We start from the raw sequence: 25,575 nt of genomic DNA on the forward strand, positions 1-25,575 counted from the left end.
TCGATGACTAGCCTCTTCGAGCGAAGAGGCTAGCTTGCCGCCACTTGCCGCGGCAAGTGGCGGCAAGCTGCTGCGCAGTCATCCTGCTCATGGACGGAGCCTCTGGCGTGCCCATTCCTCATGACTCTCCCAATCCCGCCGCCCCTGCCTGCGTGGAGATTTGCGCGGGCGCCGGCGGCCAAGCTCTCGGCCTGGAGAGGGCTGGGTTCGCGCACACGTTGCTCGTCGAGCTGGACGCTGACGCCTGCCGTACTCTGCGCGCAAACCGGCCTGCTTGGAACGTCTTGCAGGCAGACATCCGTGGCATGGACCCCGACGCGCTCCTGACTGACAGGCTGGAGGCTCCTGACCTCCTGGCCGCAGGCGTGCCCTGTCCCCCGTTCTCGCTGGCGGGAAAGCAACTGGGCTGCAATGACGAGCGGGACCTTCTCCCCGCCGTACTTGCGCTGGCCGAGGCCATCAAGCCGCGGGCCGTACTCATCGAAAACGTGAAGGGCCTGCTACAGGAGAAGTTCCGGGAGTACCGGTCCGGCATCCTTCAGCAACTGCGTGAGTGCGGCTATGCCGCCGAGTGGCGCCTGTTGAATGCCTGCGACTTCGGCGTCGCCCAGCTTCGCCCCCGTGCCGTGCTCATCGCCCTGCCGCCGGACGCCTTCCGCTGCTTCAAGTGGCCCGAGCCCAGCACGCCTGCGGGCGCCGCTCCGCTTGTTGGTGATGTTCTCCACGCATCCATGGCATCTGGCGGCTGGGAACTCGCAGACTCGTGGGCCGTGCAGGCACAGCGGATCGCCCCCACACTGTGCGGCGGTTCCAGGAAGCACGGCGGACCCGACCTGGGGCCCTCCCGGGCAAGGCGTGTCTGGGCGGAGATGGGGGTGAACGGTGCCGGCGTCGCGGATGCCCCGCCTTCACCCGGGGATGGTCTGCCGGTCAAGCTCACCATTGCCCAAATGGCCCTGCTTCAGGGCTTCCCCCCGGACTGGGTCTTCGAGGGCCGGAAGACATCCGCCTACCGGCAGGTGGGCAACGCCTTCCCACCGCCTGTTGCCCAGGCCGTTGGCCAGAGCATCATGGAGGCGCTGGTACGGGCAGACGGTGTTCCCTCCGCCCGTACTCCAGAACACGCTCAACGCCGCGACGCAGGTGTCCCCATGTGACTTAGCAGCGCCTCCATGTCGCTTGGTGCGAGCCCAGCCGCTACCGAGGGCTCTTCCTCTAGGTCAGCGAGCTGCTGCACCGACGGATCGTCGAGGATCTTTCCCATAAACTCTAGCTTCTGGTCCAGCCGGATCTTCACCACCTCGTCAATGGTGTTCCGAGCGACGAGTACGGTGGCAGTGGTATCAGTATCCGGAGCCAGCCCCAGGCGGTGAATGCGATCCATGCTCTGAAGGAATCGCCCCGCCATAAAGTCACGATCCACGTAGACCGCGTCGTGGCACACCTGGTGGAGACTGATTCCCTCACCCAGCGTGGCGGGGTTGGAAATCAGCACCATGCAGTCGGGGTCCTCGCGGAAGCGGCGCAACTGCTCTTCCCTGTCAGGTGTTCCCCCGTACACAACCGCGGGACCAAACTTGCCGAGCAGCTTTTCCAGAGTGGTGAGGCTCCTCACGAACGTCGTCCAGACGAGCGTCTTGCGGCCCCGCTCCGCGTTTTCCGCAACGATCAGAGCTGCCTCCTTGTATTTCGGAGACATCTCATGGTCGGGCAGGTTCTGCATGAGTGTGTACAACGAGCCGCCTTGGGGGACCTCCAGCGGCGGCAACTGATAAGCCAGCGGGTCGTACCGGTGCGCTCCCTCAACCAGGAGTGCCGGACACACCGCAGCCATCAACAAGCGCAGAGCGGTCTTGCCAAGGGAGCTGAGGTCTTCCCGGGCCGTGCTACTGCCTTCACCACCTACCAATGAGGTGTAGATCTCCTCATGCAGGGGCGGCAGATCCACATAACGCATCTGAGTCGTCATCGGCGGCAGTCCCAGTTCTTGCTTGGTGGTCCGCGTGAACAACGGCCGCAGCACCGAGCTGGCGTAGGCGAGGTCGCCGCCAGCCACGGCCCTGGACACGGTCCGCTGACCGTGTCCAGGCCAGACAAAGCCGAGGAGGTTCTCCAGGTCTTTGGCTCCGTTCGGGGCAGGCGTCCCTGTGAGGATCAGGCGTCGCCTTGCGAGGGGCCCAAGCGCCATACACGCGGAGCCGTACGTCCCACGGGCACCGAGCTTCATACGGTGGGCCTCATCAAGAATGATCATCGACGGGCCGGCCTGGAGCCAGGACGACAGCATCGTGAGCGACCGGTCCAGCCGCTCGTAGTTGACGATCAGGATCTCTGCCCACTGGTCGTACGACCTGCCCAGAACGTCTGGGCGCAGGGGGTGCCTGAAGCACACAGCGCTCTCGTACTGCCACGACTCATACGCCGACTTGGGGCAGACAACGAGCAGCCGGCTGACTTCCCCCTTCACCTTCTGTGCGGCATACAGCGCCAGCCCCACTCGCGTCTTGCCCGCACCGGGGACGCTGAAGTTGGCTCCATGCCGAAGTGACATCAGCTTGGCAAGATCTCGCTTCTGGAAATCGCTGAGGTCACCCTTCCACTCATCCCCGAGCAAGAAGGGCACTTCGTCGGGAGAGACTTCTCCGTGGTGCTCCGCTGTGCTCAGTCGCTGCTCGACAACCTGGGCGTCCTGCGAGACACCGGTAACGAGCTCTTGCAGGGACGGGGACCACTCCACGCCTTGCGGGTGCGGCCAAGCCAGGAGAGCGCTCAGCCCGCCCAGCAAGTCATTCAGCTCGACAACCGCGGCAAGGGGGCCAAGCTGGCCGCCCGAACGGAATCGGGCGACCAACTGCACGAGGTCGTTGCTGTACCTCTCCGTTGTCCGGAGGACGACCTTCGTGCGCGTCTCGTCGAAGTCCAGGTGCAGAGAGGGCCCCTGGTCCGCCTCTGTCATCCGGCTGCCTCCAGGGCGACGGCCTCAAGAAGCCAGGCGACGCCATCGCCATGGTGCGCCGATCCACGGCCGGCCTGCTGAGCAAGCCTGCGGAGGCTCTCCCGGAGTTTCAGGACGGCTTCGTCAAAAGCCTCCTCGTCCAGGCTCCGCGACGCGCGGGCCTGCACAAGCTCGACGACACACTGGTCAATGTCGACACAGGCGTCAGCCAGCCGGGCAGGTGCCATCTGCTTGCGCTTCCTCAGACGGGCGTCACGGCCAGCAGCATCAATTGCCTTGTCGAACGCCTCCTTGACGCCATGGAAGACATTCTGAGCCTCGCGCTTGTCCTGCTCCGTAACCGCTGGGCCGTCGGCCACGGCCGTGGCTTTAGCCCGGAGCACGTGGTCGTTCAGTGCGCGCGCAGCGGATACAGACGCCGTGGCCCCTGGAATGGTCACCCCGACGAGCCCCGGCACAGCTACAGCCGCCGGCTCCACCGTCGGTGCGCTCAGGCCCTCGGGGAGACTCCTTGCCAGGTATTGGTCCTGGAAGCCTTCGTCTACGTGACGGACGTCGGTCTTCGAGAAGCCGAGAACGATCGCGGCCATGCGAAGCTCCTTCAGCACGTCCGCCCGGTCTGGCTCGGCAGCCGCGAGCTTCACGTATACCCGGTGCAGCTCCTTGAGCTTCTCCTGGTGGTCCTCGAAGTCCACCAGTCGCAGCTCGACACCACCGCCACTCTTGCTGCGGTCAATCTGATCGCGAATGGTGCTGAGAATCCAGCGCTCCTGGTGGTAGGTCGACTCCCGGATGCGGAAGTCCTTCGCAATGGCAGCAGGAGTCCGCCCGAGAGCCGCTTGCTCTTCCATGGCGAGCAGACGGTTGATGTACGAGTAGCCTCGGCGGTGATCGAGGCGAAGCTGAAGTGCTAGCTCAACTGCGTTGATGTCCGCCCATGTGAAGGACTCAGGCAGCACGCCGACACGCATCGTCTGCTGGCCCAGCTCGCGAAAAGCCGCCCGCCGCGTGTTCCCGTTCACCAGGATTCCCTGATGGGTGATCAGGCCAGGATCGTTCTGCCCGAACTGCTGCAAGCTGTCCTTGAGCTTGTCGAAAGCAGGATCGCGCCGGCTGGGGTTCGCTGGGTCACCCTGGAGCAGATACTGAAGGTACTCCTGGCTCTCGCTATCCCACGGATCCTTGCTGAGGATTCCGTCCTTCGCTGGGTTGAGGCTGCGCTGCGCTCTAATGCGATGAGTCCCCGGATTGTAGTAGAGAGAGTTGACTGGAAAGTCGATGACTTCGCAGTGGAGCGGCTGCCCATTCCAGTCAACGGTCACGGTCTCCCTGGTGCCGCCAGAGGACCTCACGTCATCCAGGCGCCGCTTCACCAGCTCGCTGAACTCGTCAGCGCGCGGCGGCGGCGGGAACTCCTGCATCATTGGTTTCTGCATCTCCTCAGCAGATATTGGGCTACTGGTTCTCGCCGTGGACGGTGTCCCGGATGGCGCTGCGGGCGTCCTCGGGCAGTGTGCGGTACATCCCCCACAGCCTTTCGAGCGGGCTCGGCTCCCGGCGATCAGCCTTCAGCCAGCCGGCGAACACCTCTCGCTCCAGATCCGAGAGCTTCTTGAGAGTGCCCATGAACCCGGCCAGGTCTACGGTGTGTCCCTTGCTGCCGTTACGGCACCTGCTGCACTCGGTGACAAGCTGGGCCTGCGTCGTGCCGTCCGGCATGAGGACCTTGCGGCGTGCCACTTCAAGCTGGGCGCCCTGGCCGCCGTCTGCGTATGACTCGCCAGCACCGATGCCACACGACCGGCAGAGAAACCCGTCGTCGAACATCACCTTGCTGCGCTGGGCATCGGTGAGGCTCGCCTTCTCCTTCGGAGCCTTCGACTGGCCCGGGATCCACACCGGAGCGCCGATCTTCACGAGCCGCTGCTCATCTGCGTTGAGCGTCGGATCGTGGCGGTTCGTGTCGATCTGCCAGCCGCGGTCACGCAGATCTCGTACGCGCCGGTCGATCTGTGCCACGTCGGGGAAGGCCGCACGCAGTTCCGCCTTTGTGAACTTTCCGCCTACGCCCACGTTGTCTCGCAGCCACAGTCCCGCCCGGACCATGCTCCCCGGCTCCCTTGCCACCGTGTGACCTCCACTCGCTGCATGCAATACACGCATGGACCGCTGTGCAGGGGAGCCTGCAAGGACACCCGCCGCACACACGCCCCGGAACCTCCGGGGGTGGTGATCCATTGAGCGCTGGTAAGACCGCTGGCGTCTACCGGAATCCGTTCTTGCGCGCCATGTAGTCAATACGCCGTGTAGCACAATGACTTGACGGCACATCGCGGGGAGCGGCTATGGCGGCAAGGCCCTTAGAAGGACGAATCAGCGCGGAACTTCCACCAGGGCGGCGTGACCTTGCCGTCGCGCTCTCGACGCTGTACCGGCATGTGTCTGCAGCCACGCTGGAGGAGGCTGCAGGTCTCCTCGCCAGCAAGGCCTGGCGGAAGCATCCAAGCGAGATCTCCCGGTACTGCAGAGGCAGACGAGTGCCGCCCTGGGGCTTCGTCGAGGCGCTTCACTCCCTGGCCGTCGAAAGGGCAGGGTGCGAGGCAGTCAGGTTCACCGTGGACCAACTGCGAAAGCTGCACCAGGCCGCAGAACCAAGAATGTGCAGTACATGCACGCCCATAAGGCGGGAACTCGAACGGCTCCGGCGCGAGAACAGCCGGCTCCTCGCCAGCGTGCCGACCCAGCCAGGCCGGGCGGCGAGCGGCGCCGGAACGGGCGCGCCTCTGTTGCCGGTCCCCCTCCCGGCAGGGCACCGGCAACAGAGTGCACGGGACGTAGCTGCGGCCCGGCAGCTTGCCGCCAAGGCTGTCGACCTCCACGGCAGCGGTCAGACCAGCCATGCGCTCTCGTGGCTCCAGGACGCCTCGTCGGCCTTAAGCACTCTGGAGAGCGCGGCTTCCATCGCACTTCTCCGCAAGGATCAGGAGCAACTCGCGGACGCGGCCATCAGCATTCACGGGCAGCGACGGAGTGAGGCAGAGATCATCCGCATAGCGCTTCAACTGCACGAATACGGCCTGCCGGATGACGCCGGCGCTCTGCTGCGGGCGGCAGCCGATTAGGCGCCGGTGAGGTCCTGCCCAGTGCGAGCCCCGTTGGCGATGCCGCTTTCTTCTCAGCCGCGGAGTGCATCTCTGTGCGCAGTCGAGGATGTCGTCCGGGTTGGCGACTTGCGCCGCCAGCAAGTGGAGCACGGACTCCAAACGGCACGGTGGGCCTGCCGTGGCCGTGTCAGGTCAGGCGTGGCGGGCATTCGTGGGCGGGCTCACCCCAGCCACCGCTCCACCGCCGCCTGAACGGCCTCCGGCGTCGGAACCGAGCGGGAATCGGCCGGCCAGTGGGGGTGGGCTGTCGCGAGCTTGGTGGCGAGTTCGTGGGCGAGGGCGAGGCGGGCGGGGGCGGAGGGTTCGGTGGCGATGCGGCGGCCCCAGCGGACCGTGTCGACGATGGCGGACTTCACCGCCTCGTAGGCGAGGTAGTAGTCGAGGGCCTCGGGCCAGTGCTCGCGGCATTCGGGCGGGGCGGCGCGGTGCCAGGCTTCCAGCACCGCGGCTCGGTCGGCGGCCGTGGGGGAGGTCTTGTGGAGGTGGTCCGCGAGGTCATAGACCGGGTCGCCCCACAGGGCCAGTTCCCAGTCGAGGAAGACGACGTGGTTCTGGTCGGTGAGGATCATGTTCTTGCGGTGGATGTCCGCGTGGAGCAGGCGGAAGGGGCGGGCGGTCAGGGTGGCCGCGCGGGTCTGGAGGAGGGCGCACGGGTCGTCGGGGACGCCGAGGGCGTCGTACAGGGCGCTGATGGAGGCGTCGCCCCGGTGCCGGATGGTGCGGACGAGGGCGAGGAGGCGGGCGGCGAAGGCGGGCGTGTCGCCGTCGCGGGGCCAGTCGGGGGGCACCGGCGGGAGGGCGTGGGGCGGGACGCGGAGCAGATCGGCGAAGAGCGTCCCGATGGCGTCCAGGACCGGCTCGGGGAGCGGCTTGCCGTCGGGGGAGAGATCGTCGACGCGGCGGCCCTCGACGAACTCGTGGATCTGGAAGTCGGGGTCGGCGCCCGCGTGCACCAGGCGCGGCGCCGACGGGACGAGCGGAGCGATGGCGGCGAGTACGTCGGCCTCCGGCCACAGGGTGAGGTCCATGGCCTCGGCCCCGCCCGAGCGCATCCGGACGACGACCGGGCCGCTGTCGCCCTCCACGCGGACGTTGCGGTTGTAGTGGCCCGACTGGGCGCCTTCCCGGGCGCGGGCCTCCTCGTAGAGGGCGACAGGGTCCACGGTTACCTCTCCAGCCAGGGGGCGAGGGCGGCGGCGACCCGCTGCGGGGTCATGTCGGGAGGCGAACCCCACACCCGGCGGGCGGCGTTCAGCTTCTTCGCCAGGCGGCCGATGAGGAAGTCCCGCTCGGGAGGGGCGGCGGGCCCGAGCTGTTTGGAGTAGCGGATCGTGTCGACGATCGCCGACTTGACGCGCTCGTGGGCCATGTACAGGTCGAGGTCCGTGTGGGGGCCGGCCGTGCACTGGGGCGGTAGCCGGTCGCGCCATTGGCGGAGGACCTCGGTCCGCTGCTCGTCCGGGTAGTCCATCTTGTGGAAGTGGATCGCGATCTCGTACATGGGGTCGCCCCACAGCGCCAGCTCCCAGTCCAGGAACCAGGTGGCCGCGTCGGAGACGATCATGTTCTTGCGGTGGAGGTCCGCGTGCAGCATCACGAACGGCCGGGAGGTGAGCCCGTCCCACAGGGCGTCGACCACCGCCAGCGGCTGGGCCGGGATGCCGAAGGCGGCGAAGACGTCCCCGTACTCGCCCAGGTGCGTGGTGTGGATGCGCCGGGTGAGGCCGGCCAGCAGTCGGCCGAAGCCGGCACTGTCACCCGATTCCGGCCAGTCGGGCGGACGGGCCGGGGTCTTCTCCGCCGGGATGCGGGCCAGTTGGTCCATCAGCGCCACGACGTCGGTCATGACGTGGGCGGGCACCGCGCTGCCCCGTGGACAGAAACTGTCCAGGACACGGCCCTCGATGAAGTGGTGCACCTGGAAGCGCGGGTCCTCCGACACATGGCGCAGCCCGGGCGCCTGGCCGACGTACGGGCCGATGCAGGCGAGTACGTCCTCCTCGCGCCAGATCCGTACGTCCATGACGTCCGCCGCCGCGAGCGGGATGCGCACGTTCACCTTCCCCTCCGGCGTACGCACCCCCACGTTGCGGTTGTAGTAGCCGGCGGCGGCATCCTCCGACGCCAGGGCCTGCTCGTACAGCGTCCGCCACGTCGACGTCACGAGGCCACCTCATCGAGCATCATCGACAGCACCTCGTCCGTCCGGCGGTTCAGGTCCTCCAGCGTGCCCAGCGGTCGCAGCAAGGGGCGGGCCCGGCCGGCGGCCGCCACGAGCTCCGGCGTGGCGAGGCCCGTCCGCTCGGCCGCGCTGTGGATCGCCAGGACCAGCGAAGGATAGACCTGGCACGCCTCGAACTCCCGCGCCGCGTGGTGCAGCAGCCGCTGTGTCGCCTGCCGCTCGCCCCGGCGCAGCAGCAGGAACGCCCGGAACATGTCCGCCCGCGCCCGGCCCGAGCGGTAACCGGCCTGGTCCAGTGCGGTGTTGGCGTTGCGGAAGGAGACCTCCGCCCGGTCCAACTGCCCCAGCCGGAGCTGCGCGATGGCCATCGCGGTGTACACCTTGCCGAGCTCGTGCTGGGCGCCCAGATCCCGCTGGACGTCGAGGGCCGCGCCCGCCTCCGCCACGGCCGCCCCGGGGTCGGTGAAGGCCAGCAGCTCGGCCCTGTTGGTCCGGATGTTGGCGAGGCCCACCACGGCACCCACCGCCTGGTACTCCTCCTCGGCCTCGGCCAGGAGATCGGCGGCCCTGGTGAAGTCCATCAGGAACCGGTGGCCCAGGTGCATCAGGCGTTTCAGGTCGCCCCGGGTGACCCGCTCGTGCGGCGCGCAGATGCCGTGGACCTCCTCCGCCAGCGCGAACGCGCCCGCGAAGTCGCCCTGCCACATGCGGATGTCCGCGACGCACAGCCCGGCCGAGGCGCGGGCTTCCCCGGCGTGCTCGGCCCACACCCGCTCGAAGATGCTCGCCGCGTGGCTGCTCTCCCCGGCGATCCGGCGCGCGTTCGCCCCGGCGAGGGCGAGCCGCGCCGACACCACCGAGCGCACGGGCATGTCGAGGGCGGGGGTCATCGCGATGACCGCGCTCGCGTCCCCGAGCTCCAGCCTGGACTCCGCGTCCAGGCAGTCGGCGGCGTCCCGGATGCCGGGCAGGGCGTACGGCGTTGCGGGCGGGGACGCCAGGAAGTCCCGGATGTCCTTGATCATCCCGTCCCGGGCCTGCCGGCCGCTCATCACGACGGCCCGGTCGGCGTGCTTCTGGATCTGCTCCGGCGAGATGTCCTCCGCGTGCAGGCCGTGGTACACGGCCTCCCGCAGCGGGGAGGACCGGGCAACCCCGGAGTCCCCCGAGCCCGTCTCCATCCGGTCCGCGAGCCCCTCCCAGTACTGCCGCACGACGGAGTGGACGTGGCGTTTGACGGAGGGCGACAGGTGGTGCTGGAGAGCGACGATCATGAGCTGGTGCAGCCGGTACCAGCCTTGCGGCAGCGGATACGCGAACGAGTACGCGGTGAGCGACTCCCAGGTCAGCAGGTTCGCCGGGAGGTCGAAGCTCCGGCCGATCGCACGGAACATCCCCAGGTCGAAGGTCCGGGCGACGCTCAGCAGCTCCAGGATCCGCACCTCGTCCGGCGCCACGTGCTGGAGGAACCGCTGGACGATCTCCTCGGCCGTCCCCGCGTCCGCCGCCGTCCTCGCCGGATTCTGGGCGTGCGTGTCCACGGCGAGGTGGAGGTAGAACGGCACACCCGCACTGGCCTCGGCGATCATCCGCTGCTTGGGGTTCTCGGTGATGCCCGCCTGGGCGAGGAGGTCGAGGCGGGCCGGCATCGGCAGCCCGTCGATCCGGGTCTTCCGGATCACCGTCTCCCACTCCTTGTCGTACGCCGCCCACGGCAGCGGCTCCCGGCTCGCCAGGACGGTCAGCCCGCCGTGGAGCTGGCCGAGCAGGTCCCGCAGCCACGCGTCGGACCCGTAGCTGCGGCCGCCCGGCAGCGGTGTGGGCACCATCGCCTCGTAGGCGTCGACGAACAGCACGTACGGCCGCTCCTCGGCCGACTGGCGCATCTCCTCGGCGAACAGGTACGACACCGCGTGCCCCAGCTCGGCGTTCGACAGGTTGTCGAGCTCCTGGAGCGTCGGGTCGGCCTCGATCCGCTGGCGCCGCTGGCGGTTGGCCATGGCGCGGCCCGTCAGGCGCACGAGCCCGGCGGCCGTCCCGAAGACGGGCAGGCCCATGGCGTCGTCGAGGATCTTCGACAGCACCTCGCTGTCCTCGGCGAAAGGCGTGTTCTTCCGGTCCATCTGGAGCTGGGGGTGCACGCGCTGCCACAGCACGGCGTACGCGATGTCGAAGCGGTCGAACTTCACGCCCTGCGCCCCGAACTCCATGCGCAGCACGGCCAGCGCGTCCTCCTGCTGCCGCAGCGTGGGCAGTTGCAGGTCCAGACGGGCCGTACGGCAGGTGTCGGGGGTGCGGTTGCGCAGCTCCTGTAGGAGACGTGACTTCCCGATCCCGCCGACGCCGACGACGTTCAGGATCCTCAGCCGGTCGGCGATGCCGTGCAGTTCCTCGTCGTACGTGGCGAGCAGTTCCTCACGGTTGAAGAACTGCCGTTGCAGCGCCGAAACTCGTCGATAACGCGGCCTGATCGGCATGGCGGTCGCTCCCCCTGATACCCCAACGCTACGAGGGTGAGGCTACGGGATTCAGTGCTCGGTCGCCCCCCGTAGTACCTCCATCACCCAAGGGTTGTGCGGGAGTTGTGCCGCGCGCGCCTCGGCCATGAGTTCGTCGCGGTGGCACAGGCCCCGCTCGGCGATCTCCGCGAGCAGCGTGGCGACGGCGTCCTCCGTCTCCAGGTACGGGATGGCGTCCATCACGGCGCGCGGCAGCGGTACGCAGGCCAGGCCGGCGACCGGTACGCGGCGTGCGGGGCGGATGGTGGGGCGAACGCGGACGTAGGCGTGGCCGCGCGGGGCGGCGCGGTGGGTGACGAGGACGTCGACCTTGGGGGCCGGCACGGATGTCACGCCGTAGAGGGTGAGGGCGGCCGGGCCGGTGAGGAGGGCGTCGGGGCCGGCGTACAGGAGGGCGCCGCGCAGGCGTTGTTGCGGGGTGGGTGCCGTGGTCTGGAGCACGATCACCCGTGGCAGCAGGCGGCGCCAGGGGCCCGGTGGTCGGCAGAGCCCGGCGATCGCGGAGGAGGCACAACCCAGGTCCATGAGCTGGTGGACGGTGGCGACCCCGTCCTGGGCGACGACGAGCGGGTCCGCGGCGAGGCGGTGGGGCGGCATGGGGGTGATCGGCATGCGCGGTTGGTGCCCTAGGGGCGCGTGCGCCTATCCGCTTGGCCTTGTGCCGTTACGTGATGGTGGCAGGAAGGCTCCTGCACCACCCTTGCCGGTTACTTCTCGTCATCGGACGGTCACCGTGCGATTGGGCGACCGGCATGCGGGGATCTTCGGCGCGTCGCCGAACACCGATGAACGGAGCCTTGGATGCGCCGAGTTGTGAAGTACGCCCAGGTCTTTTGCGCCGCGGCGGGTCTGGTCGCCACGGTCGCGGAACCGGCGGCGGCGAGTGCGGTGGGGTACGCGAAGGTGGTGGGGTTCTGCCATGACTTCCGGGGAGCGGAAGTCTGTGCGCCGGTGACCACTCTCGGACACTTCATCCAGGGGAAGGGAAAGAAGATCACCCGCCAGGAGGCATCCGTCCAGGACGTCGCGGGCGGTGACACCGCGGGTGGCAAGTGGTGCAACTGGCGGATCGACTGGCGTTACTCGGACAGCAACGGCCGCGTCTACAAGATCAGCAAGGGGCGCACCCACAACCGGTGCGACTGGCTCGGCTCCATCGGCCGTGTCGACAAGACCAAGCGCACGTTGAAGCATTACGGCAAGGCATGCGCGGACTTCCACGTCGGGGGCAAGAAGCGCGCCTCCCAGTGCCACTACATCACCAAGTGAGTGGAGAGGTCCCATGACTGAAGGGCCGATGAACTCGTCCCAGTCCCGCACCCTGCGCTGGATGCTCATCGTCTGCCTGAGCGGCGTCACCGCGGGGCTCGTCGTCCCGATCGGGCTAGGACTGCTCCTGCCCGACGACATGTACCGCACCCTTTCCGACCAGGTGCTGTTCTGGGCCGTGGCGGCCGTCGCCGTGGGGCTCTGCGTCCTGGTCGGCGTACGCACCCGCCGCAAAACCCCCCGCCCCCCGCGTTAGCCTCGAGCCAAGGCATGACCGAGCGTCGTACGGACGTACGGCCGGATGGAAGGCAGGGCGACGACATGGCGAGGGTTCCGGCAGCGGTGGTGGCGGCGGGTGGGCTCGTCGGGGGGTACGCCGTGGCTCGGTGGACGAAGAAGCGGCCGCTCGGTGGGGTGGCCCTGGCGGCGGCGGGGGCCGTGGCCGCGCGGGAGTGGCGGGAGCGCAGTGGGGGCAAGGCCGCCGCGGGGCTGACCGCGGCGTACGTGGCGGCGTTCGCCGGGTCGCACCCGCTGGCCAAGAAGGTCGGGGCGTGGCCGGCGGTGTTCTCGGTGGCCGGGGCGATGGCGGCCGCGTCGTGGGCGGTCAGCCGGAAGAGCGGTTGACCGGGGAGCGGTTGAACACCCGCTCGATGGCGTACGTATAAGACAGCACCTCCCCACAGTGGCTGGGCGGGTGACCGGTCGGGCAGGGGCCGGTCCCCCGCCCGGCGACGCCCGCCGACCACCGATCAGCCGGCCACCACGTGGGAGATCGTGTAGATCAGCAGGCCCGCCAGCGCGCCGACCACCGTGCCGTTGATGCGGATGAACTGGAGGTCGCGGCCGATGTGGGCCTCGATCTTCTTGGAGGTCTGCTCGGCGTCCCAGCTCGCGATCGTGTCGCTGATCAGCGAGGTGATCTCGGCGCGGTACGTCGTGACGACGTACACCGCCGCGTCCTCGACCCAGCCCTCGACCTTCGCCTGGAGGCGGCCGTCGGTGGCCAGCCGGGTGCCCAGCGAGATGAGGGAGGCGCGGGCGCGGAGGCGGAGCTCACTGCGTTCGTCCTCGGCCGCCGAGATGATCATGGCGCGTACGGAGGACCAGGCCGAGGCGATGATGTCCTGGACCTCGGGCCGGGCCACCAGGTCGGACTTGAGGCGCTCCACCCGGGCGCGGGTGTCGGTGTCGCCCTGGAGGTCGGCGGCGAAGTCCGTCAGGAACCGGTCGAGCGCGCCGCGCGCCGGGTGGGCGGGCATGTCGCGCATCTCCGTGACGAACCGCAGCAGCTCCTTGTAGACGCGCTCGCCGACCTTCCGGTCCACGAAGCGCGGCGTCCACCCGGGGGCGCCGCCCTGGACCGCGTCCATGATCGAGTCGGCGTGCAGGACGAGCCAGTCGTGGGCGCGGTTGCAGATCAGGTCGACCGCCCCGTGGTGGGCCCCGTCGGCGACGACCTTCTCCAGGGTCTTGCCGAGCCCGGGCGCGATCTCCGCGGCCTCGGCGCGCCGTGTGATGGCCTCGCCCACCACCGCCTGGACGTCGGCGTCCCGCAGCACGGTCAGGGCGCCGCGCAGCGCGGTCGACAGCTCGGCCGTCACCCGGTCGGCGTGCGCGGGTTCGGCGAGCCAGGCGCCGAGGCGGCCGCCGATGCCGAGGGCGTGGAGCCGGGCGCGTACGACGCCCTCGGAGAGGAAGTTCTCGCCGACGAAGGAGCCGAGGGAGGCGCCGAGCTGGTCCTTCTTGGTCGGGATGATCGCCGTGTGCGGAATGGGCAGCCCCATCGGGCGCCGGAACAGCGCCGTGACCGCGAACCAGTCCGCCAGCGCGCCCACCATGCCGGCCTCGGCGGCGGCGGCCACGTAGCCGGGCCAGCCGGTCACCCCGGAATTGCGGGCCCAGGTCGCCAGGACGTAGATCAGGGCGACCAGGAGCAGCAGGGCGGTCGCCGTGAGTTTCATCCGGCGTACGCCCCGGCGCTTCTCCTCGTCGGCGGCCGTGTACGAGAAGGCGACCAGCGGGGTCTTCGTATGGTTCATCCGACTCATCCGGCTCCACCCGTCCGCGCGCGTGCGTACCTATGTCCCTATCTCAGGTACTCCTGAGCCGCACGGCGAGTTCCCCCCGAACACGGAAAGGTCACTTCCGGAGCTGTTTGCGCGCCGCCTTCCGCTCCTTGCGCTTCACGTCCACCCCGCCCATCAGCGCGAAGCCGGTGATCCGCACGCGCGGCGAGCCGGGGGTGCCCTCGCCCGCGCCCCGGTCGTCGAAGCCGCCCATGAAGCCGAAGCCGGTGACCTCGACGTGCAGCTCGGGCGGGACGACGACCTGGATGCCGCCCATGACGGCGAAGCAGCGGATGACGATCTCCCGGTCCTCGAAGCTCGCCTCGCGCAGGTCGATGTCGCCGCCGCCCTGGAGTACGGCCGCCGTGAAGTTCCGGGCGACGGTCCACTTGCCGCGCCGGCCGAAGCCGCTCCAGAAGGCGAAGGCGCCCTTGGAGGTGGCGGGCTTCCCGATCCGGGCCGGCCAGGCCGGGTCGCCGGCCTCCACGGGGGCCGTGGTGGCCGGCAGGTCACGGACGAGCGGGACCAACTCGCCGTGCGTACGCGCCTTGTACGCCAGGTCGAGCCGCTCCTCGAACTCGGTCATGTCGAGGCGGCCCTCCGCGACCGCGTCCCGCAGCCGCTCCGCGATCCGCTCACGGTCGGCGTCCGAGGCCCGCATCTCGGGCAGTTCGCTCGTCATACGAACAGACTAATGCGGGGTGCCGTCAGAGGCCCGTTGATCGCTCCGCGTACATTTTCGCGATCACCGTCTCGATGTCCGGCTCCCGCACCGACAGGTCCACCAGCGGGTACTCCGCCGCGATCCGGGCCACCAGCGGCGCGGCCGACGTCGCCGCGGGGAACGCCAGCCACTGCCGCGGCCCGTCCACCTTCACCACCCGGGCGCCGTCCGCGGCGATCGGCGGCAGCTCCCGCTCCAGGTCCACCACCAGCGTCCGCTCGCTCTCGCCCACCTCGTGCAGGCCGCCCAGGGGCCCGTCGTACATCAGCTTCCCGTGGTCGATGACCATCACCCGCTTGCAGAGCTGCTCGATGTCGGTGAGGTCGTGCGTGGTGAGCAGCACCGTCGTGCCGCGCTCGGCGTTCAGGTCCCGGAGGAAGTCACGCACCTTCGCCTTGGAGATGACGTCCAGGCCGATCGTCGGCTCGTCCAGGTAGAGGACCTCCGGGTCGTGCAGCAGCGCCGCCGCGATGTCGCCGCGCATCCGCTGGCCCAGCGAGAGCTGACGGACCGGCACCTCCAGCAGTTCGGCGAGGTCGAGCAGTTCGACGCACCGGTCCAGGTTCTCCCGGAAGCGGGCGTCCGGGATGCGGTACATGCGGTGGACCAGGCGGTAGGAGTCGCGCAGCGGCAGGTCCCACCACAGCGTCGTACGCTGCCCGAACACCACCCCGATACGGCGCGCCAGCCGGGTCCGGTCCCGGCTGGGGTCGATGCCCGCGACGCGCAGCTTGCCGCCGCTGGGGGTGAGGATGCCGGTCAGCATCTTGATGGTGGTCGACTTGCCCGCGCCGTTGGGCCCGATGTAGCCGACCATCTCGCCGCGCGGCACCCGGAAGCTGATCCCGTCGACCGCCCTCACCTGGTGCTTCTCGCGCCGGAAACGGCCCGCTTTGCGGCGTACGTCGAAGACCTTCTCGACGCCGTCCAGTTCGATGAAGTCAGTCACGTCCATGAAAAGCGCTCAACTCCCCGTGCTCCGGTACGAACGAATCCCCACGCGCCACGCCAGCCCCGCCACCACCCAGAACACCGCCGCGACCAGCGGCGAGGCGAACGCCGTCCACCCCGGCAGCCCCGCCGGTGCCTCGCGCCCCAGGACGTACAGCGCCGGGACCCAGTTCACGAACGCGAGCGGCACCATGTACACCACCCCGCGCACCAGGTCCTGCGCGAAGATCACGGGCGGGTACTGGAGGAGGGTGTTACCGCCGTACGTGAACGCGTTCGCGACCTCCGAGCCGTCCTGTGCCCAGAACTGGAACGCCGCGCCCACCACCATCACCGCCGAGAAGATCAGCCACCCGCTGATCACCATCACGGGCACCAGCGCCACCTTCACCGGCGTCCACGCCACGTCCAGCAGGACCAGCGACCAGACCAGCACGAGCAGCCCCTGGATCACCCGCCCCACCCGCCGCAGCGCGAACCGGTCCGCCGCCACCTGCGCCAGCACCGGCACGGGCCGCACCAGCAGCGTGTCCAGCGTCCCGTCCCGCACCCGCCGCCCCAGCCGCTGGACCTGACCCAGCGCCAGGTCGGCCAGCCCGAAGGCGGTGCCGGTCGTCCCGTACAGGAAGGCCACCTCCGCGAAGGAGAAACCGCCCAGACCCCGCACCTGACTGAACATCAGCAGGATGACGACGAAGTCGAATCCGGTGGCCGTGAAGTTGGACAGCAGCGTCATCGCGAAGGAGAAGCGGTACGTCATGGTCGAGCGCACCCACATCGCGGCGATCAGCCCGTACGCCCGCAGCCCCGCGGTCACCTCAGCCACCCTGGACCACCACCCGCCGCGTCGCGGCCCCCTGGACCGCGCGCCCCGCCGTCAGCAGCACCAGCGCCCAGCCGGCCTGGAACGCGTACGCCTCCATCAGCTCCCACCCCGTCCGCTTCTCCAGGAACACGTCCGCCGGGACCTGGAGCAGTGACGCCCACGGCAGCGCCCGCGCCACCTCGCCCAGCGCGCCGGGGAACACGGTCAGCGGCAGCAGCATCCCGGAGAAGAACGTCCCCGACAGCCAGGCCACCTGCACCACCCCGGCCCCGTCCATCAGCCAGAACGCGCTCAGCGCGACCAGGAACCAGACCGCGAAGCTCACCACCACGCCCAGCGCCACCGATACCAGGAAGGCGAGCCAGGTCAGCGGGTGCTCGGGCAGGGCCAGGTCGAAGGCGAGCGCCCCGATCGCCATCGGCGCCACGCCCCGGCCGAGGAGCTGGAAGCCGGACCGGCCCAGGGCGACGGAGAGCCACCACATCTGGAGGTCGGCCGGGCGGTAGAGGTCGACGGCGATGTCGCCCGTCTTGATGCGCTCCATCAGCTCGTCCTCGAACCCGCCGCCCATCAGCCCGCAGGTCGCCAGCAGGGCCTGTCCGATCCACACGTAGGCGAGCGCCTCGGCCATGTCGTAGCCGCCGAGAGCGGGCCGCTCGCCCCAGAGGGCGATGTAGGTGTACGCCAGGATGAAGCCGAAGACGGTGTTGGTGAACACCCCGGCGGCGGTCGCCATCCGGTACGTCGCATAGCGCCGGAACCCACCCGCCGCCACGGCCGCGTACAGCCGCATGTACGCCCTCCCTCCAGGACCCGGAACACACCAAAGCCGAGGAGCCTAGCCCGCCCCGGTCCACGCCCGCGAGCGGTTTTCGGCTGCCGTTGCCGGGGTTGGGCGGGTGGGCCGTGCACTATGAGAGAGCTACGCAAGCCGGACATAAGTCACGAAACAGGCCGGAGACCATGAGCGACGAGCCATCGCAGCCAGGCTGGGAGCCCCGCGACCCGACCGTCGCCGGGCCACACCCCGGGAAAACCGACCGCCCCTCCAAAGGCAAGCCGAAGCGGAGGAAGCGCACTGGCTGGCGGCGGCTCGTCCCGACCTGGCGGATGGTCCTCGGCGCGTTCCTCTTCACCGCCCTGCTGCTGATCGGCGGCTTCTTCGCCGGCTACCACCTCGTCAACATCCCGCCCGCCAACGCCGCCGCCACGGCCCAGTCCAACGTGTACCTGTACCGCGACGGCACCCCGCTCGCCCAGAAGGGTGACGTCAACCGGGAGAACGTACGCCTCTCCCAGGTACCCCTCCCCGTCCAGCGCGCCGTACTCGCCGCCGAGGACCGCGACTTCTACTCCCAGCCGGGCGTCGACCCCGAGGCGATGGTCCGCGCCGCCTGGAACACGCTCACCGGCAAGGGCACCCAGGGCGGCTCCACCATCACCCAGCAGTACGTCAAGAACTACTACCTCGGCCAGGAGCGGACCCTGGTCCGCAAGGCGAAGGAGTTCTTCATCTCCATCAAACTCGACCGGGAGAAGACCAAGGACGACATCTTCGAGGGCTACCTCAACACCAGCTTCTACGGCCGCAACGCCTACGGAATCCAGGCCGCCGCCCGCGCCTACTACGGCAAGGACGCCCAGGACCTGACGACCGCTCAGGGTGCCTACCTGGCCGTGCTGCTCAACGCCCCCAGCGCGTACGACGTCGACGGCCGCCCCGAGAACCGCTCCAAGGCGATCGGGCGCTGGAAGTACGTGCTGGACGCCATGGTCACGGAGAAGTGGCTCACCCACGCCGCCCGGGCCGCCACCACCTTCCCCGAACCGGAGGACGCCACGGCCACGACGGGCCTGTCCGGCCAGCGCGGCTACATCGTCCAGGCCGTCGAGGACTACCTCACCGACCACAACGTCATCGACAAGAAGACCCTGGCCCAGGGCGGCTTCCGCATCACCACCACGCTGGAGCAGCACAAGCAGGAGTCCCTCGCCGAGGCCGTCGACGACCAGGTCATGTCGCAGCTCGACACCGCCAACCAGACGGACCGCTACGTACGCGTCGGCGGCGTGTCCATCGACCCTGCCACCAGCAAGGTGGTCGCCATGTACGGCGGTGTCGACTACACCCGGCAGTTCGTCAACAACGCGACCCGCCGCGACTACCAGGTCGGCTCCACCTTCAAGCCGTTCGTGTTCGCCGCCGCCATCGACAACTCCTCCGTCACCCAGGACGGTGAACGCATCCTCCCCAACACCCGGTACGACGGGACCAACAAGCGCCAGGTGCAGGGCTGGGGCGGCCACCCGTACTCCCCGGCCAACGAGGACGACGTGGACTACGGCCCCATCACCGTGCGTACCGCCACGGACAAGTCCGTCAACGCGGTGTACGCGCAGCTCGCCGTGGACGTCGGGCCGGCGAAGGTGGAGCAGACCGCCATCGACCTGGGCCTGCCCGCCGACACCCCCGACCTGAACCCGTCGCCCTCCATCGCGCTCGGCCCGGCCACCGCGAGCGTGCTGGACATGGCGCAGGCGTACGCGACCCTCGCCAACCACGGCAAGCACGGCACGTACGCGCTGGTGGAGAAGGTCGAGAAGGACGGCGCCGAGCTTCCGCTGCCCGCCATGGAGCGCAAGCAGGTGATCAGCCGGGAGGCCGCCGACACGACGACGGCCATGCTGCGCAGCGTCATCGAGGGCGGCACCGGCACCGCCGCACAGGCGGCCGGGCGCCCGGCCGCCGGCAAGACCGGCACGGCGGAGGACGACAAGGCGGCCTGGTTCGCCGGCTACACCCCGGACCTGGCGACCGTGATCACGGTGATGGGTCAGGACCCGGACACGGGGGCGCAGAAGCCGCTGTACGGGGCGCTGGGGCTGGAGCGGATGAACGGCGGCGGGGCGCCGGCGTCGATCTGGGGCCAGTACACCCGGGCGGCGCTGGAGGGCAGCCCGGTGCGGGACTTCGACCTGGTGCTGGCGGAGGGCGCGGACGCGGAACCGGAGGAGGAGCCCTGGCCCTTCGAGCCGGGCGACTCCGAGGGCCCGGACGGCCGGCACGAGGAGGGCGACCAGGAGGGCATGGAGGCGGGCCGGGGCCGGGAGGGGTACGACGGTGACGACGGGTACGACGGCTACCGGGGCCCCGGTACGCCGGGCGGCCCTGGCGGGGCACAGGGCACCGGCGGTACGCGGGGGACGCCCGCCCCGGGCCCGGACGGCGCCGCGACCACCGGGCCCGCCACCGGCACGCCCGCCGGCCCACCGGGCGGCCCGGCACCCGCCGTGCCCGGCGTACCACCGGTACCCGCCGTTCCGGCCGTACCCGCCGTTCCGCCCGTGCCCGGCCGGTAGTCAGTGGCCCGAGGTGGCCTTCAGGCCCACCACGGCGACCAGCAGCAGGCAGACGAAGAAGATCCGGGCGGCGGTCGCCGGTTCACCGAGCACCACCATGCCGACCACCGCCGCACCGGCCGCGCCGATGCCGACCCACACGCCGTACGCGGTCCCGATCGGCAGGGTCCTGGCGGCCTGGGACAGCAGCGCCATGCTGGCGACGATGCCGATGCCGGTGAGCAGGCTGGGCCAGAGCCGGGTGAAGCCGTCCGTGAACTTCATCCCGATCGACCAGCCCACCTCCAGCACACCGGCGACGATCAACAGGACCCAGGCCATGACGGCACCTCCGAGACGCGAGAAACGTACGAACAAGGGGTGCGTCGTCTTTGCGGAAACCCGGTACGGCGCGTCTCGTCGGGGTCCCTCCACGCTAGCAAACGCAGGCACGAAGGCCTGGTGACATCCGCCACCAGGCCCCTCGCTCACCTTGTTCGCTACAGATACAGACCGGTCGAGTCCTCCGAACCACCGAAACGGTCCGCCGCGACCGCGTGCAGGTCGCGTTCCCTCATCAGTACGTACGCCACGCCCCGCACCTCGACCTCGGCGCGGTCCTCGGGGTCGTACAGCACCCGGTCACCGGTCTCCACGGTCCGTACGTTCTGACCGACCGCGACCACCTCGGCCCAGGCGAGCCGGCGGCCGACAGCGGCGGTCGCCGGGATCAGGATGCCGCCGCCCGAACGCCTCTCGCCCTCGGGCGTGTCGGTGCGGACCAGCACCCGGTCGTGCAGCATCCGGATGGGCAGCTTGTCGTGGGTGTTCTCGCTCACGCCACGAACCTACCTGCCCCGCCGCGTCCCGCACGCCAGAGGGTCATGGCTCGTGTCAGCCCTTGCGCTTCCGGGCGGTCACGGCGAGCAGCCCGACCACGCCGACGGCGAGCAGCGCCACCGGCACGACCCGCTCCAGCCTGGGCGTGCCGTCCTCCGAGACGAACCGTCCCTTCACATCCGTCACGACGCGGTTCACGGTGACGAAGGCACGCCCCGCGGTCTGGTCGACCGTCGACGCCACCTTGGCCTTCGCGTCCCCGATGATCGTCTTCGGGTGCATGCGTACGCCGATCTCGTCGAGAGTGACGGCGAGCTGCTCGCGTCGGCGGACGATGTCCGCCTCGATCTGCGCAGGGGTCCTGGCATCCGACACCGCGCTGCCTCCGTAGGTCCGTCCAAATCCGTGGTGGACAGTCTGTCAGCTCGGGGGCCCGGTGACTGTCGCAGACCCCCATTAGGCTCTGAAGGCGTACGACCATCCCCCCTCCAGAGCCCCCGAGGAGCCAGGAAGCCATGAGCGAGCGACTCCAGCCCGGCGACACCGCCCCCGCCTTCACCCTGCCCGACGCGGACGGCAAGGACGTGTCGCTCGCGGACTACCGGGGCCGCAAGGTCATCGTCTACTTCTACCCGGCCGCCATGACGCCCGGCTGCACCAAGCAGGCGTGCGACTTCACCGACAACCTCGACGTGCTCGCGGCCGCGGGCTACGACGTGATCGGGGTCTCGCCCGACAAGCCGGAGAAGTTGGCGAAGTTCCGCGAGAAGGAGGACCTGAAGGTCACGCTGGTCGGCGACCCGTCCAAGGAGACGCTCGCCGCGTACGGCGCCTTCGGCGAGAAGAAGCTGTACGGCAAGACGGTGACGGGCGTGATCCGCTCGACCGTCGTCGTGGACGCTGAGGGCAAGGTCGAGCGGGCGCTGTACAACGTGAAGGCGACCGGCCACGTAGCCAAGATCATCAAGGACCTCGGTATCTGAACCGCCCGTCCGACCGGCCCGCCGCCATGTGACCGAAGTCCCAATCATCCGGGGCTTCGGTTTGCGAAAGCGAGGCCAGAGCAGGTGTTCCCCTTGGATTGATCCCGAAGTCCAGGAAAGGAACCTGCCCATGGCGGCCACGGCCGATCCAGCGGCGGTCAGGCGCCACCGCATCCTGTTCCGCACCATCCAGCAGCGGAAGAACCCCAAGCTCCGGCGGTCGGACATCACCGTCACCGACCAGGCGGCGGTCAAGCGGGCTGTGAAGGCGGCCTCGCTCGGCAACGCCATGGAGTGGTTCGACTTCGGCATCTACAGCTACCTGGCCGTCACCATCGGCCATGTCTTCTTCCCGTCCGGGAACGACACGGCGCAGCTCCTCTCCTCCTTCGCGACCTTCGCCGTCGCCTTCCTGATCCGGCCGCTGGGCGGCATGGTCTTCGGGCCGATGGGCGACCGGATCGGCCGCAAGAAGGTCCTCGCGCTGACGATGATCCTGATGGCGGTCGGCACGTTCGCGATCGGTCTGATCCCCGGTTACGCGTCGATCGGCTTCTGGGCCCCGGTGCTGCTGATCTTCTTCCGGCTGGTGCAGGGCTTCTCGACGGGCGGTGAGTACGGCGGCGCGTCCACCTTCATCGCCGAGTACGCCCCCGACAAGCGGCGCGGCTTCTTCGGCAGCTTCCTGGAGTTCGGCACGCTGGCCGGTTACGTCGGCGCGGCGGGCCTGGTCACGGTCCTCACGGCGGTCCTGGGCGACGCGTCCATGGAGGCCTGGGGCTGGCGCGTGCCGTTCCTGGTGGCGGGGCCGCTGGGGCTGGTGGGGCTCTACCTGCGGCTGAGGCTGGACGAGACCCCGGCGTTCCAGAAGCTGGAGTCGGAGAGCGCGGCCGCCTCGGAGGCCGCCGACACCGTGGAGACGTCCGCCAAGGGCGACCTCGCCACGATCTTCCGCCAGTACTGGCCGACGCTGATCCTGTGCGTCGCCCTCGTCGGGGCCTACAACGTCACCGACTACATGCTGTTGTCGTACATGCCGACGTACCTCTCCGACGAGCTCGGCTACAGCGCGACGCACGGGCTGCTGATCCTGCTGGCCGTCATGGCGTTCCTGATGCTGATCATCAACCAGGTGGGCCGCCTCAGCGACCGTTACGGCCGCAAGCCGCTGCTGATGGCGGGCATGCTGGGCTTCCTGGTCCTGTCGGCGCCGGCGTTCTGGCTGATCGGCCTCGGCGGCGTCCTCGCCATCACGGCGGGCATGCTGATGCTGGGCCTGTCGCTGGTGTGCCTGCTGGGCACCATGTCGGCGGCGCTCCCGGCGCTCTTCCCGACCCAGGTGCGCTACGGCTCGCTGTCGGTGGGCTACAACCTCTCGGCCTCCCTGTTCGGCGGCACCACCCCACTGGTCATCACCGCCCTCATCAGCCTCACCGGCAGCACCCTGATGCCTGCCTACTACGCGATGGCGGCCGCCCTGGTGGGTGTGGTCGCGGTGGCCTGCATGAAGGAAACGGCCCGTCAGCCCCTCGCCGGCTCACCGCCGTCGGTCTGCACGAAGGAGGAGGCCGCCGCACTCGTCCAGGCCCGGGCTCCCGAGCCCCGGTTCTGACGGGCGCCGCCCACCGGCCGCGGGCGGCGCACTACGATGGGGGCGCGCACGCGGCCGTGGTGGAATTGGCAGTCACGCTGGGTTTAGGTCCCAGTGGGGTAACACCCGTGAGGGTTCGAGTCCCTCCGGCCGCACGTACGGCGAAGGGCCGCCCCCGTTCCCCGGGGGCGGCCCTTCGGGCGTAACCGCCCGCGTCAGCCGACCAGTTCGCGGATCACCGGCACCAGCGCCCGGAACGCCTGCCCCCTGTGGCTGATCGCGTTCTTCTCCGCCGCCGTCAGCTCCGCGCACGTGCGGGTCTCGCCGTCCGGCTGGAGGATCGGGTCGTAGCCGAAGCCGCCGGTTCCGGCCGGGGCGTGGCGCAGGGTGCCGCGCAGGCGGCCTTCCACCACGCGCTCGGTGCCGTCGGGCAGGGCCAGGGCGGCCGCGCAGGCGAAGTGGGCGCCCCGGTGTTCGGGGGCGATGTCGGCGAGCTGCGCCAGCAGGAGCCGGAGGTTCGCCTGGTCGTCGCCGTGCCGGCCCGCCCAGCGCGCCGAGAAGATGCCGGGCGCGCCGCCGAGGACGTCGACGCACAGGCCGGAGTCGTCGGCGATGGCGGGCAGGCCGGTCGCCTGCGCGAGGGCGTGGGCCTTGAGGAGGGCGTTCTCGGCGAAGGTGACGCCGGTCTCCTTGACGTCGGGCACCTCGGGATAGGCGTCCGCGCCGACGAGTTCGTGGTCGAGCCCCGCGTCGGCGAGGATCGCGTGCAGTTCGGTGATCTTCCCGGCGTTGCGGGTGGCGAGGATCAGGCGGGTCATGGCCCCAGTATCTACGGGTCCTACGGTGTGCAGACCTTGCCGATCTCGGTGGCGGCGTCGGTGACGGGCTTGATGTCCGGTGTGGTGTCGCCGTTCTTGACGGCCGTGCGGACGCTGTCGACGCCCTTGCCGAGGTCGTCGACGGCCTTGGACAGATCGGCGTTGTCCGTCTTGTCCTTGAGGCTGTCGAGCTCCTTGTCGATCGCGTCGAGGGACTCGTTGAGCTGCGTGGGGTCGTTGCTGGCGGACGAGACCGCCTGGCTCAGTTGGTCGACGCTGGTGGCGATGGAGTCGGCGGCCTGGACGCAGTCCATGGCCTTGTCGAGCGCGCCGCAGCCGACCGCTCCGGTGAGGGCGAGCACTACGGTGGCGGCGGCGAGAGCGGCGGTACGACGACGGCGCATGGAACAGGTCCTCCCGAGAGCTGCGGACGGGCGTACGGTTCGGCCCGTACGCCCGCACTCATAGGGACGCCCACGAGGGCGCCCGCGGTTGCCAGGTCGTGTCCCCAAAGTCCCGTCTGCCGTCGGGCGGACGACGCTACTTTGCGGACACTCCCTAGAGCGTGATGTCGAGGGCGTCGCGCTGGAGCGCGGCGAGGTCGGCGCAGCCGCCGGTGGCGAGGTCGAGCAGCGCGTTGAGCTCCTTGCGGTCGAAGGGCTCGGCCTCGGCGGTGCCCTGGACCTCGACGAAGCGGCCGTCGCCGGTGCAGACGACGTTCATGTCGGTCTCGGCGCGCACGTCCTCCTCGTAGCACAGGTCCAGCAGCGGCGTGCCGTCCACGATGCCGACGGACACGGCGGACACGGTGCCGGTCAGCGGCTTGCGCCCGGCCTTGACGAGCTTGTTGCGCTGCGCCCAGGCGACGGCGTCGGCGAGGGCGACGTACGCGCCGGTGATGGCGGCGGTGCGGGTGCCGCCGTCGGCCTGGAGGACGTCGCAGTCCAGGACGATGGTGTTCTCGCCGAGGGCCTTGTAGTCGATGACGGCCCGCAGCGAGCGGCCGATCAGCCGGCTGATCTCGTGCGTACGGCCGCCGATCTTGCCGCGTACGGACTCGCGGTCGCCGCGCGTGTTGGTGGAGCGCGGCAGCATCGAGTACTCGGCGGTCACCCAGCCCTCCCCGCTGCCCTTGCGCCAGCGCGGGACGCCCTCGGTGACGGAGGCGGTGCAGAAGACCTTGGTGTCGCCGAAGGAGATGAGGACGGAGCCCTCGGCGTGCTTGCTCCATCCGCGTTCGATGGTGACCGGGCGGAGCTGTTCGGGGGTGCGGCCGTCGATTCGAGACATGCCTTGAGCCTAGTCGTACGAACGTGAGGGGCCCGTTCCGGTACCGGAACGGGCCCC

26 protein-coding genes, 1 tRNA gene and 1 riboswitch are annotated in these 25,575 nt (G+C 69.7%); of the genes, 9 read left to right on the forward strand and 18 right to left on the reverse strand.

Annotated elements, in window-relative coordinates; translation table 11 throughout:
• The first annotated feature begins 89 nt into the window (after nt 1-89).
• Nucleotides 90-1,157 carry a DNA (cytosine-5-)-methyltransferase gene (gene dcm, locus AB0J57_RS28235; RefSeq protein WP_366131149.1) on the forward strand — a complete coding sequence of 356 codons (1,068 nt, stop codon included), beginning with the start codon at nt 90-92 and terminating at the stop codon, nt 1,155-1,157.
• Here the strand turns inward: dcm and AB0J57_RS28240 are convergent.
• The 3 genes from AB0J57_RS28240 to AB0J57_RS28250 are packed head-to-tail and all read right to left on the reverse strand — an operon-like array spanning nt 1,127 to nt 5,062.
• Nucleotides 1,127-2,956 (reverse strand): DEAD/DEAH box helicase, encoded by a 1,830-nt coding sequence (locus AB0J57_RS28240; RefSeq protein ID WP_366131150.1) that lies wholly within the window; start codon nt 2,954-2,956, stop codon nt 1,127-1,129. The two genes, dcm and AB0J57_RS28240, sit on opposite strands and share 31 nt — an antisense overlap.
• Nucleotides 2,953-4,380, reverse strand: coding sequence for a hypothetical protein (locus AB0J57_RS28245; RefSeq protein WP_366131151.1), 1,428 nt, complete (start codon nt 4,378-4,380; stop codon nt 2,953-2,955). The genes AB0J57_RS28240 and AB0J57_RS28245 overlap by 4 nt, the downstream gene beginning before the upstream one ends.
• Before the next feature lie 31 nt (nt 4,381-4,411).
• Nucleotides 4,412-5,062 (reverse strand): hypothetical protein, encoded by a 651-nt coding sequence (locus tag AB0J57_RS28250; RefSeq protein ID WP_366131152.1) that lies wholly within the window; start codon nt 5,060-5,062, stop codon nt 4,412-4,414.
• A gap of 239 nt (nt 5,063-5,301) precedes the next feature.
• Here AB0J57_RS28250 and AB0J57_RS28255 point away from each other — a divergent pair, with 239 nt between their 5' ends.
• Nucleotides 5,302-6,078, forward strand: coding sequence for a hypothetical protein (locus AB0J57_RS28255; protein WP_366131153.1), 777 nt, complete (start codon nt 5,302-5,304; stop codon nt 6,076-6,078).
• A gap of 203 nt (nt 6,079-6,281) precedes the next feature.
• On the opposite strand, the gene AB0J57_RS28260 is transcribed toward AB0J57_RS28255, so the two are convergent.
• Genes AB0J57_RS28260 through AB0J57_RS28275 form a run of 4 tightly spaced genes read right to left on the reverse strand, consistent with a single transcriptional unit; the run spans nt 6,282 to nt 11,433 of the window.
• A complete protein-coding gene (locus AB0J57_RS28260; RefSeq protein ID WP_366131154.1) occupies nt 6,282-7,283 on the reverse strand; it encodes an aminoglycoside phosphotransferase family protein in 1,002 nt (333 codons plus the stop codon).
• Nucleotides 7,284-7,285: 2 nt separating this feature from the next.
• Nucleotides 7,286-8,284, reverse strand: a complete 999-nt coding sequence (locus AB0J57_RS28265; protein ID WP_366131155.1) for an aminoglycoside phosphotransferase family protein — start codon at nt 8,282-8,284, stop codon at nt 7,286-7,288.
• Complete coding sequence (locus AB0J57_RS28270) at nt 8,281-10,779, reverse strand: hypothetical protein (protein ID WP_366131156.1); 2,499 nt, start codon at nt 10,777-10,779, stop codon at nt 8,281-8,283. The genes AB0J57_RS28265 and AB0J57_RS28270 overlap by 4 nt, the downstream gene beginning before the upstream one ends.
• A 51-nt stretch (nt 10,780-10,830) precedes the next feature.
• Complete coding sequence (locus AB0J57_RS28275; protein WP_366131157.1) at nt 10,831-11,433, reverse strand: hypothetical protein; 603 nt, start codon at nt 11,431-11,433, stop codon at nt 10,831-10,833.
• A gap of 189 nt (nt 11,434-11,622) precedes the next feature.
• Between AB0J57_RS28275 and AB0J57_RS28280 the strand changes: the two genes are divergently transcribed.
• From AB0J57_RS28280 to AB0J57_RS28290, 3 genes are all read left to right on the forward strand, one after another.
• Nucleotides 11,623-12,090 (forward strand): hypothetical protein, encoded by a 468-nt coding sequence (locus AB0J57_RS28280; RefSeq protein ID WP_366131158.1) that lies wholly within the window; start codon nt 11,623-11,625, stop codon nt 12,088-12,090.
• Between the two features lie 13 nt (nt 12,091-12,103).
• Nucleotides 12,104-12,346: a hypothetical protein gene (locus tag AB0J57_RS28285; protein ID WP_366131159.1), complete on the forward strand. Its 243-nt coding sequence runs from the start codon at nt 12,104-12,106 to the stop codon at nt 12,344-12,346.
• A 65-nt stretch (nt 12,347-12,411) separates the two neighbouring features.
• Nucleotides 12,412-12,714, forward strand: a complete 303-nt coding sequence (locus AB0J57_RS28290) for a hypothetical protein (RefSeq protein WP_366131280.1) — start codon at nt 12,412-12,414, stop codon at nt 12,712-12,714.
• A 125-nt stretch (nt 12,715-12,839) separates the two neighbouring features.
• Here the strand turns inward: AB0J57_RS28290 and AB0J57_RS28295 are convergent, their stop codons facing one another.
• The 5 genes from AB0J57_RS28295 to AB0J57_RS28315 all read right to left on the reverse strand — a co-directional run bounded on the left by AB0J57_RS28295 (nt 12,840) and on the right by AB0J57_RS28315 (nt 17,450).
• The gene (locus AB0J57_RS28295; protein ID WP_366131160.1) at nt 12,840-14,129 is read right to left on the reverse strand and encodes a DUF445 domain-containing protein; all 1,290 of its coding nucleotides are present in this window, start codon (nt 14,127-14,129) and stop codon (nt 12,840-12,842) included.
• Nucleotides 14,130-14,229: 100 nt separating this feature from the next.
• Nucleotides 14,230-14,838: a DUF1707 domain-containing protein gene (locus AB0J57_RS28300; RefSeq protein ID WP_366131161.1), complete on the reverse strand. Its 609-nt coding sequence runs from the start codon at nt 14,836-14,838 to the stop codon at nt 14,230-14,232.
• Nucleotides 14,839-14,863: 25 nt separating this feature from the next.
• The gene (locus AB0J57_RS28305; RefSeq protein ID WP_366131162.1) at nt 14,864-15,835 is read right to left on the reverse strand and encodes an ATP-binding cassette domain-containing protein; all 972 of its coding nucleotides are present in this window, start codon (nt 15,833-15,835) and stop codon (nt 14,864-14,866) included.
• 9 nt (nt 15,836-15,844) lie between these two features.
• Complete coding sequence (locus AB0J57_RS28310; RefSeq protein WP_366131281.1) at nt 15,845-16,609, reverse strand: ABC transporter permease; 765 nt, start codon at nt 16,607-16,609, stop codon at nt 15,845-15,847.
• Nucleotides 16,610-16,649: 40 nt separating this feature from the next.
• A complete protein-coding gene (locus AB0J57_RS28315) occupies nt 16,650-17,450 on the reverse strand; it encodes an ABC-2 family transporter protein (RefSeq protein WP_366131163.1) in 801 nt (266 codons plus the stop codon).
• A 170-nt stretch (nt 17,451-17,620) separates the two neighbouring features.
• Between AB0J57_RS28315 and AB0J57_RS28320 the strand changes: the two genes are divergently transcribed.
• A complete protein-coding gene (locus AB0J57_RS28320; protein WP_366131164.1) occupies nt 17,621-20,017 on the forward strand; it encodes a transglycosylase domain-containing protein in 2,397 nt (798 codons plus the stop codon).
• Here AB0J57_RS28320 and AB0J57_RS28325 read toward each other — a convergent pair whose 3' ends face one another.
• The 3 genes from AB0J57_RS28325 to AB0J57_RS28335 form a co-directional block, all read right to left on the reverse strand.
• Nucleotides 20,018-20,338 carry a multidrug efflux SMR transporter gene (locus tag AB0J57_RS28325; RefSeq protein WP_366131165.1) on the reverse strand — a complete coding sequence of 107 codons (321 nt, stop codon included), beginning with the start codon at nt 20,336-20,338 and terminating at the stop codon, nt 20,018-20,020.
• A gap of 38 nt (nt 20,339-20,376) precedes the next feature.
• Nucleotides 20,377-20,451: riboswitch (guanidine-III (ykkC-III) riboswitch) on the reverse strand.
• 45 nt (nt 20,452-20,496) lie between these two features.
• On the reverse strand, nt 20,497-20,835 hold the full coding sequence (locus tag AB0J57_RS28330) for a co-chaperone GroES (protein WP_073750705.1): 339 nt from the start codon (nt 20,833-20,835) through the stop codon (nt 20,497-20,499).
• 55 nt (nt 20,836-20,890) lie between these two features.
• Complete coding sequence (locus AB0J57_RS28335; RefSeq protein ID WP_366131166.1) at nt 20,891-21,211, reverse strand: DUF3618 domain-containing protein; 321 nt, start codon at nt 21,209-21,211, stop codon at nt 20,891-20,893.
• Nucleotides 21,212-21,351: 140 nt separating this feature from the next.
• On the opposite strand from AB0J57_RS28335, the gene bcp reads away from it, so the two are divergent.
• From bcp to AB0J57_RS28350, 3 genes are all read left to right on the forward strand, one after another.
• A complete protein-coding gene (gene bcp / locus AB0J57_RS28340) occupies nt 21,352-21,819 on the forward strand; it encodes a thioredoxin-dependent thiol peroxidase (RefSeq protein WP_366131167.1) in 468 nt (155 codons plus the stop codon).
• 130 nt (nt 21,820-21,949) lie between these two features.
• Nucleotides 21,950-23,431, forward strand: coding sequence for a glycine betaine/L-proline transporter ProP (gene proP / locus AB0J57_RS28345; RefSeq protein ID WP_366131168.1), 1,482 nt, complete (start codon nt 21,950-21,952; stop codon nt 23,429-23,431).
• A gap of 50 nt (nt 23,432-23,481) precedes the next feature.
• Nucleotides 23,482-23,565 (forward strand) — tRNA-Leu (locus tag AB0J57_RS28350).
• Between the two features lie 60 nt (nt 23,566-23,625).
• Here the strand turns inward: AB0J57_RS28350 and rdgB are convergent.
• From rdgB to rph, 3 genes are all read right to left on the reverse strand, one after another.
• Nucleotides 23,626-24,228 carry an RdgB/HAM1 family non-canonical purine NTP pyrophosphatase gene (gene rdgB, locus AB0J57_RS28355; protein WP_366131169.1) on the reverse strand — a complete coding sequence of 201 codons (603 nt, stop codon included), beginning with the start codon at nt 24,226-24,228 and terminating at the stop codon, nt 23,626-23,628.
• Between the two features lie 20 nt (nt 24,229-24,248).
• Complete coding sequence (locus tag AB0J57_RS28360; RefSeq protein WP_366131170.1) at nt 24,249-24,632, reverse strand: hypothetical protein; 384 nt, start codon at nt 24,630-24,632, stop codon at nt 24,249-24,251.
• A 154-nt stretch (nt 24,633-24,786) separates the two neighbouring features.
• Entirely contained in the window at nt 24,787-25,518 is a 732-nt protein-coding gene (gene rph, locus AB0J57_RS28365) for a ribonuclease PH (protein WP_366131171.1), read from the reverse strand.
• Between the last annotated feature and the right edge of the window lie 57 nt (nt 25,519-25,575).

This window comes from Streptomyces sp. NPDC049837, from assembly GCF_040674455.1.
Classification (GTDB): Bacteria; Actinomycetota; Actinomycetes; order Streptomycetales; family Streptomycetaceae; genus Streptomyces.

Coding starts and splice junctions, on each gene's coding strand:
- dcm (WP_366131149.1), top strand. CDS start 90: ATGGACGGAGCCTCTGGCGTGCCCATTCCTCATGACTCTCCCAATCCC.
- AB0J57_RS28240 (WP_366131150.1), bottom strand. CDS start 2,956: ATGACAGAGGCGGACCAGGGGCCCTCTCTGCACCTGGACTTCGACGAG.
- AB0J57_RS28245 (WP_366131151.1), bottom strand. CDS start 4,380: ATGATGCAGGAGTTCCCGCCGCCGCCGCGCGCTGACGAGTTCAGCGAG.
- AB0J57_RS28250 (WP_366131152.1), bottom strand. CDS start 5,062: ATGGTCCGGGCGGGACTGTGGCTGCGAGACAACGTGGGCGTAGGCGGA.
- AB0J57_RS28255 (WP_366131153.1), top strand. CDS start 5,302: ATGGCGGCAAGGCCCTTAGAAGGACGAATCAGCGCGGAACTTCCACCA.
- AB0J57_RS28270 (WP_366131156.1), bottom strand. CDS start 10,779: ATGCCGATCAGGCCGCGTTATCGACGAGTTTCGGCGCTGCAACGGCAG.
- AB0J57_RS28275 (WP_366131157.1), bottom strand. CDS start 11,433: ATGCCGATCACCCCCATGCCGCCCCACCGCCTCGCCGCGGACCCGCTC.
- AB0J57_RS28280 (WP_366131158.1), top strand. CDS start 11,623: ATGCGCCGAGTTGTGAAGTACGCCCAGGTCTTTTGCGCCGCGGCGGGT.
- AB0J57_RS28285 (WP_366131159.1), top strand. CDS start 12,104: ATGACTGAAGGGCCGATGAACTCGTCCCAGTCCCGCACCCTGCGCTGG.
- AB0J57_RS28290 (WP_366131280.1), top strand. CDS start 12,412: ATGGCGAGGGTTCCGGCAGCGGTGGTGGCGGCGGGTGGGCTCGTCGGG.
- AB0J57_RS28295 (WP_366131160.1), bottom strand. CDS start 14,129: ATGAACCATACGAAGACCCCGCTGGTCGCCTTCTCGTACACGGCCGCC.
- AB0J57_RS28300 (WP_366131161.1), bottom strand. CDS start 14,838: ATGACGAGCGAACTGCCCGAGATGCGGGCCTCGGACGCCGACCGTGAG.
- AB0J57_RS28305 (WP_366131162.1), bottom strand. CDS start 15,835: ATGGACGTGACTGACTTCATCGAACTGGACGGCGTCGAGAAGGTCTTC.
- AB0J57_RS28310 (WP_366131281.1), bottom strand. CDS start 16,609: ATGTGGGTGCGCTCGACCATGACGTACCGCTTCTCCTTCGCGATGACG.
- AB0J57_RS28315 (WP_366131163.1), bottom strand. CDS start 17,450: ATGCGGCTGTACGCGGCCGTGGCGGCGGGTGGGTTCCGGCGCTATGCG.
- AB0J57_RS28320 (WP_366131164.1), top strand. CDS start 17,621: ATGAGCGACGAGCCATCGCAGCCAGGCTGGGAGCCCCGCGACCCGACC.
- AB0J57_RS28325 (WP_366131165.1), bottom strand. CDS start 20,338: ATGGCCTGGGTCCTGTTGATCGTCGCCGGTGTGCTGGAGGTGGGCTGG.
- bcp (WP_366131167.1), top strand. CDS start 21,352: ATGAGCGAGCGACTCCAGCCCGGCGACACCGCCCCCGCCTTCACCCTG.
- proP (WP_366131168.1), top strand. CDS start 21,950: ATGGCGGCCACGGCCGATCCAGCGGCGGTCAGGCGCCACCGCATCCTG.
- rdgB (WP_366131169.1), bottom strand. CDS start 24,228: ATGACCCGCCTGATCCTCGCCACCCGCAACGCCGGGAAGATCACCGAA.
- AB0J57_RS28360 (WP_366131170.1), bottom strand. CDS start 24,632: ATGCGCCGTCGTCGTACCGCCGCTCTCGCCGCCGCCACCGTAGTGCTC.
- rph (WP_366131171.1), bottom strand. CDS start 25,518: ATGTCTCGAATCGACGGCCGCACCCCCGAACAGCTCCGCCCGGTCACC.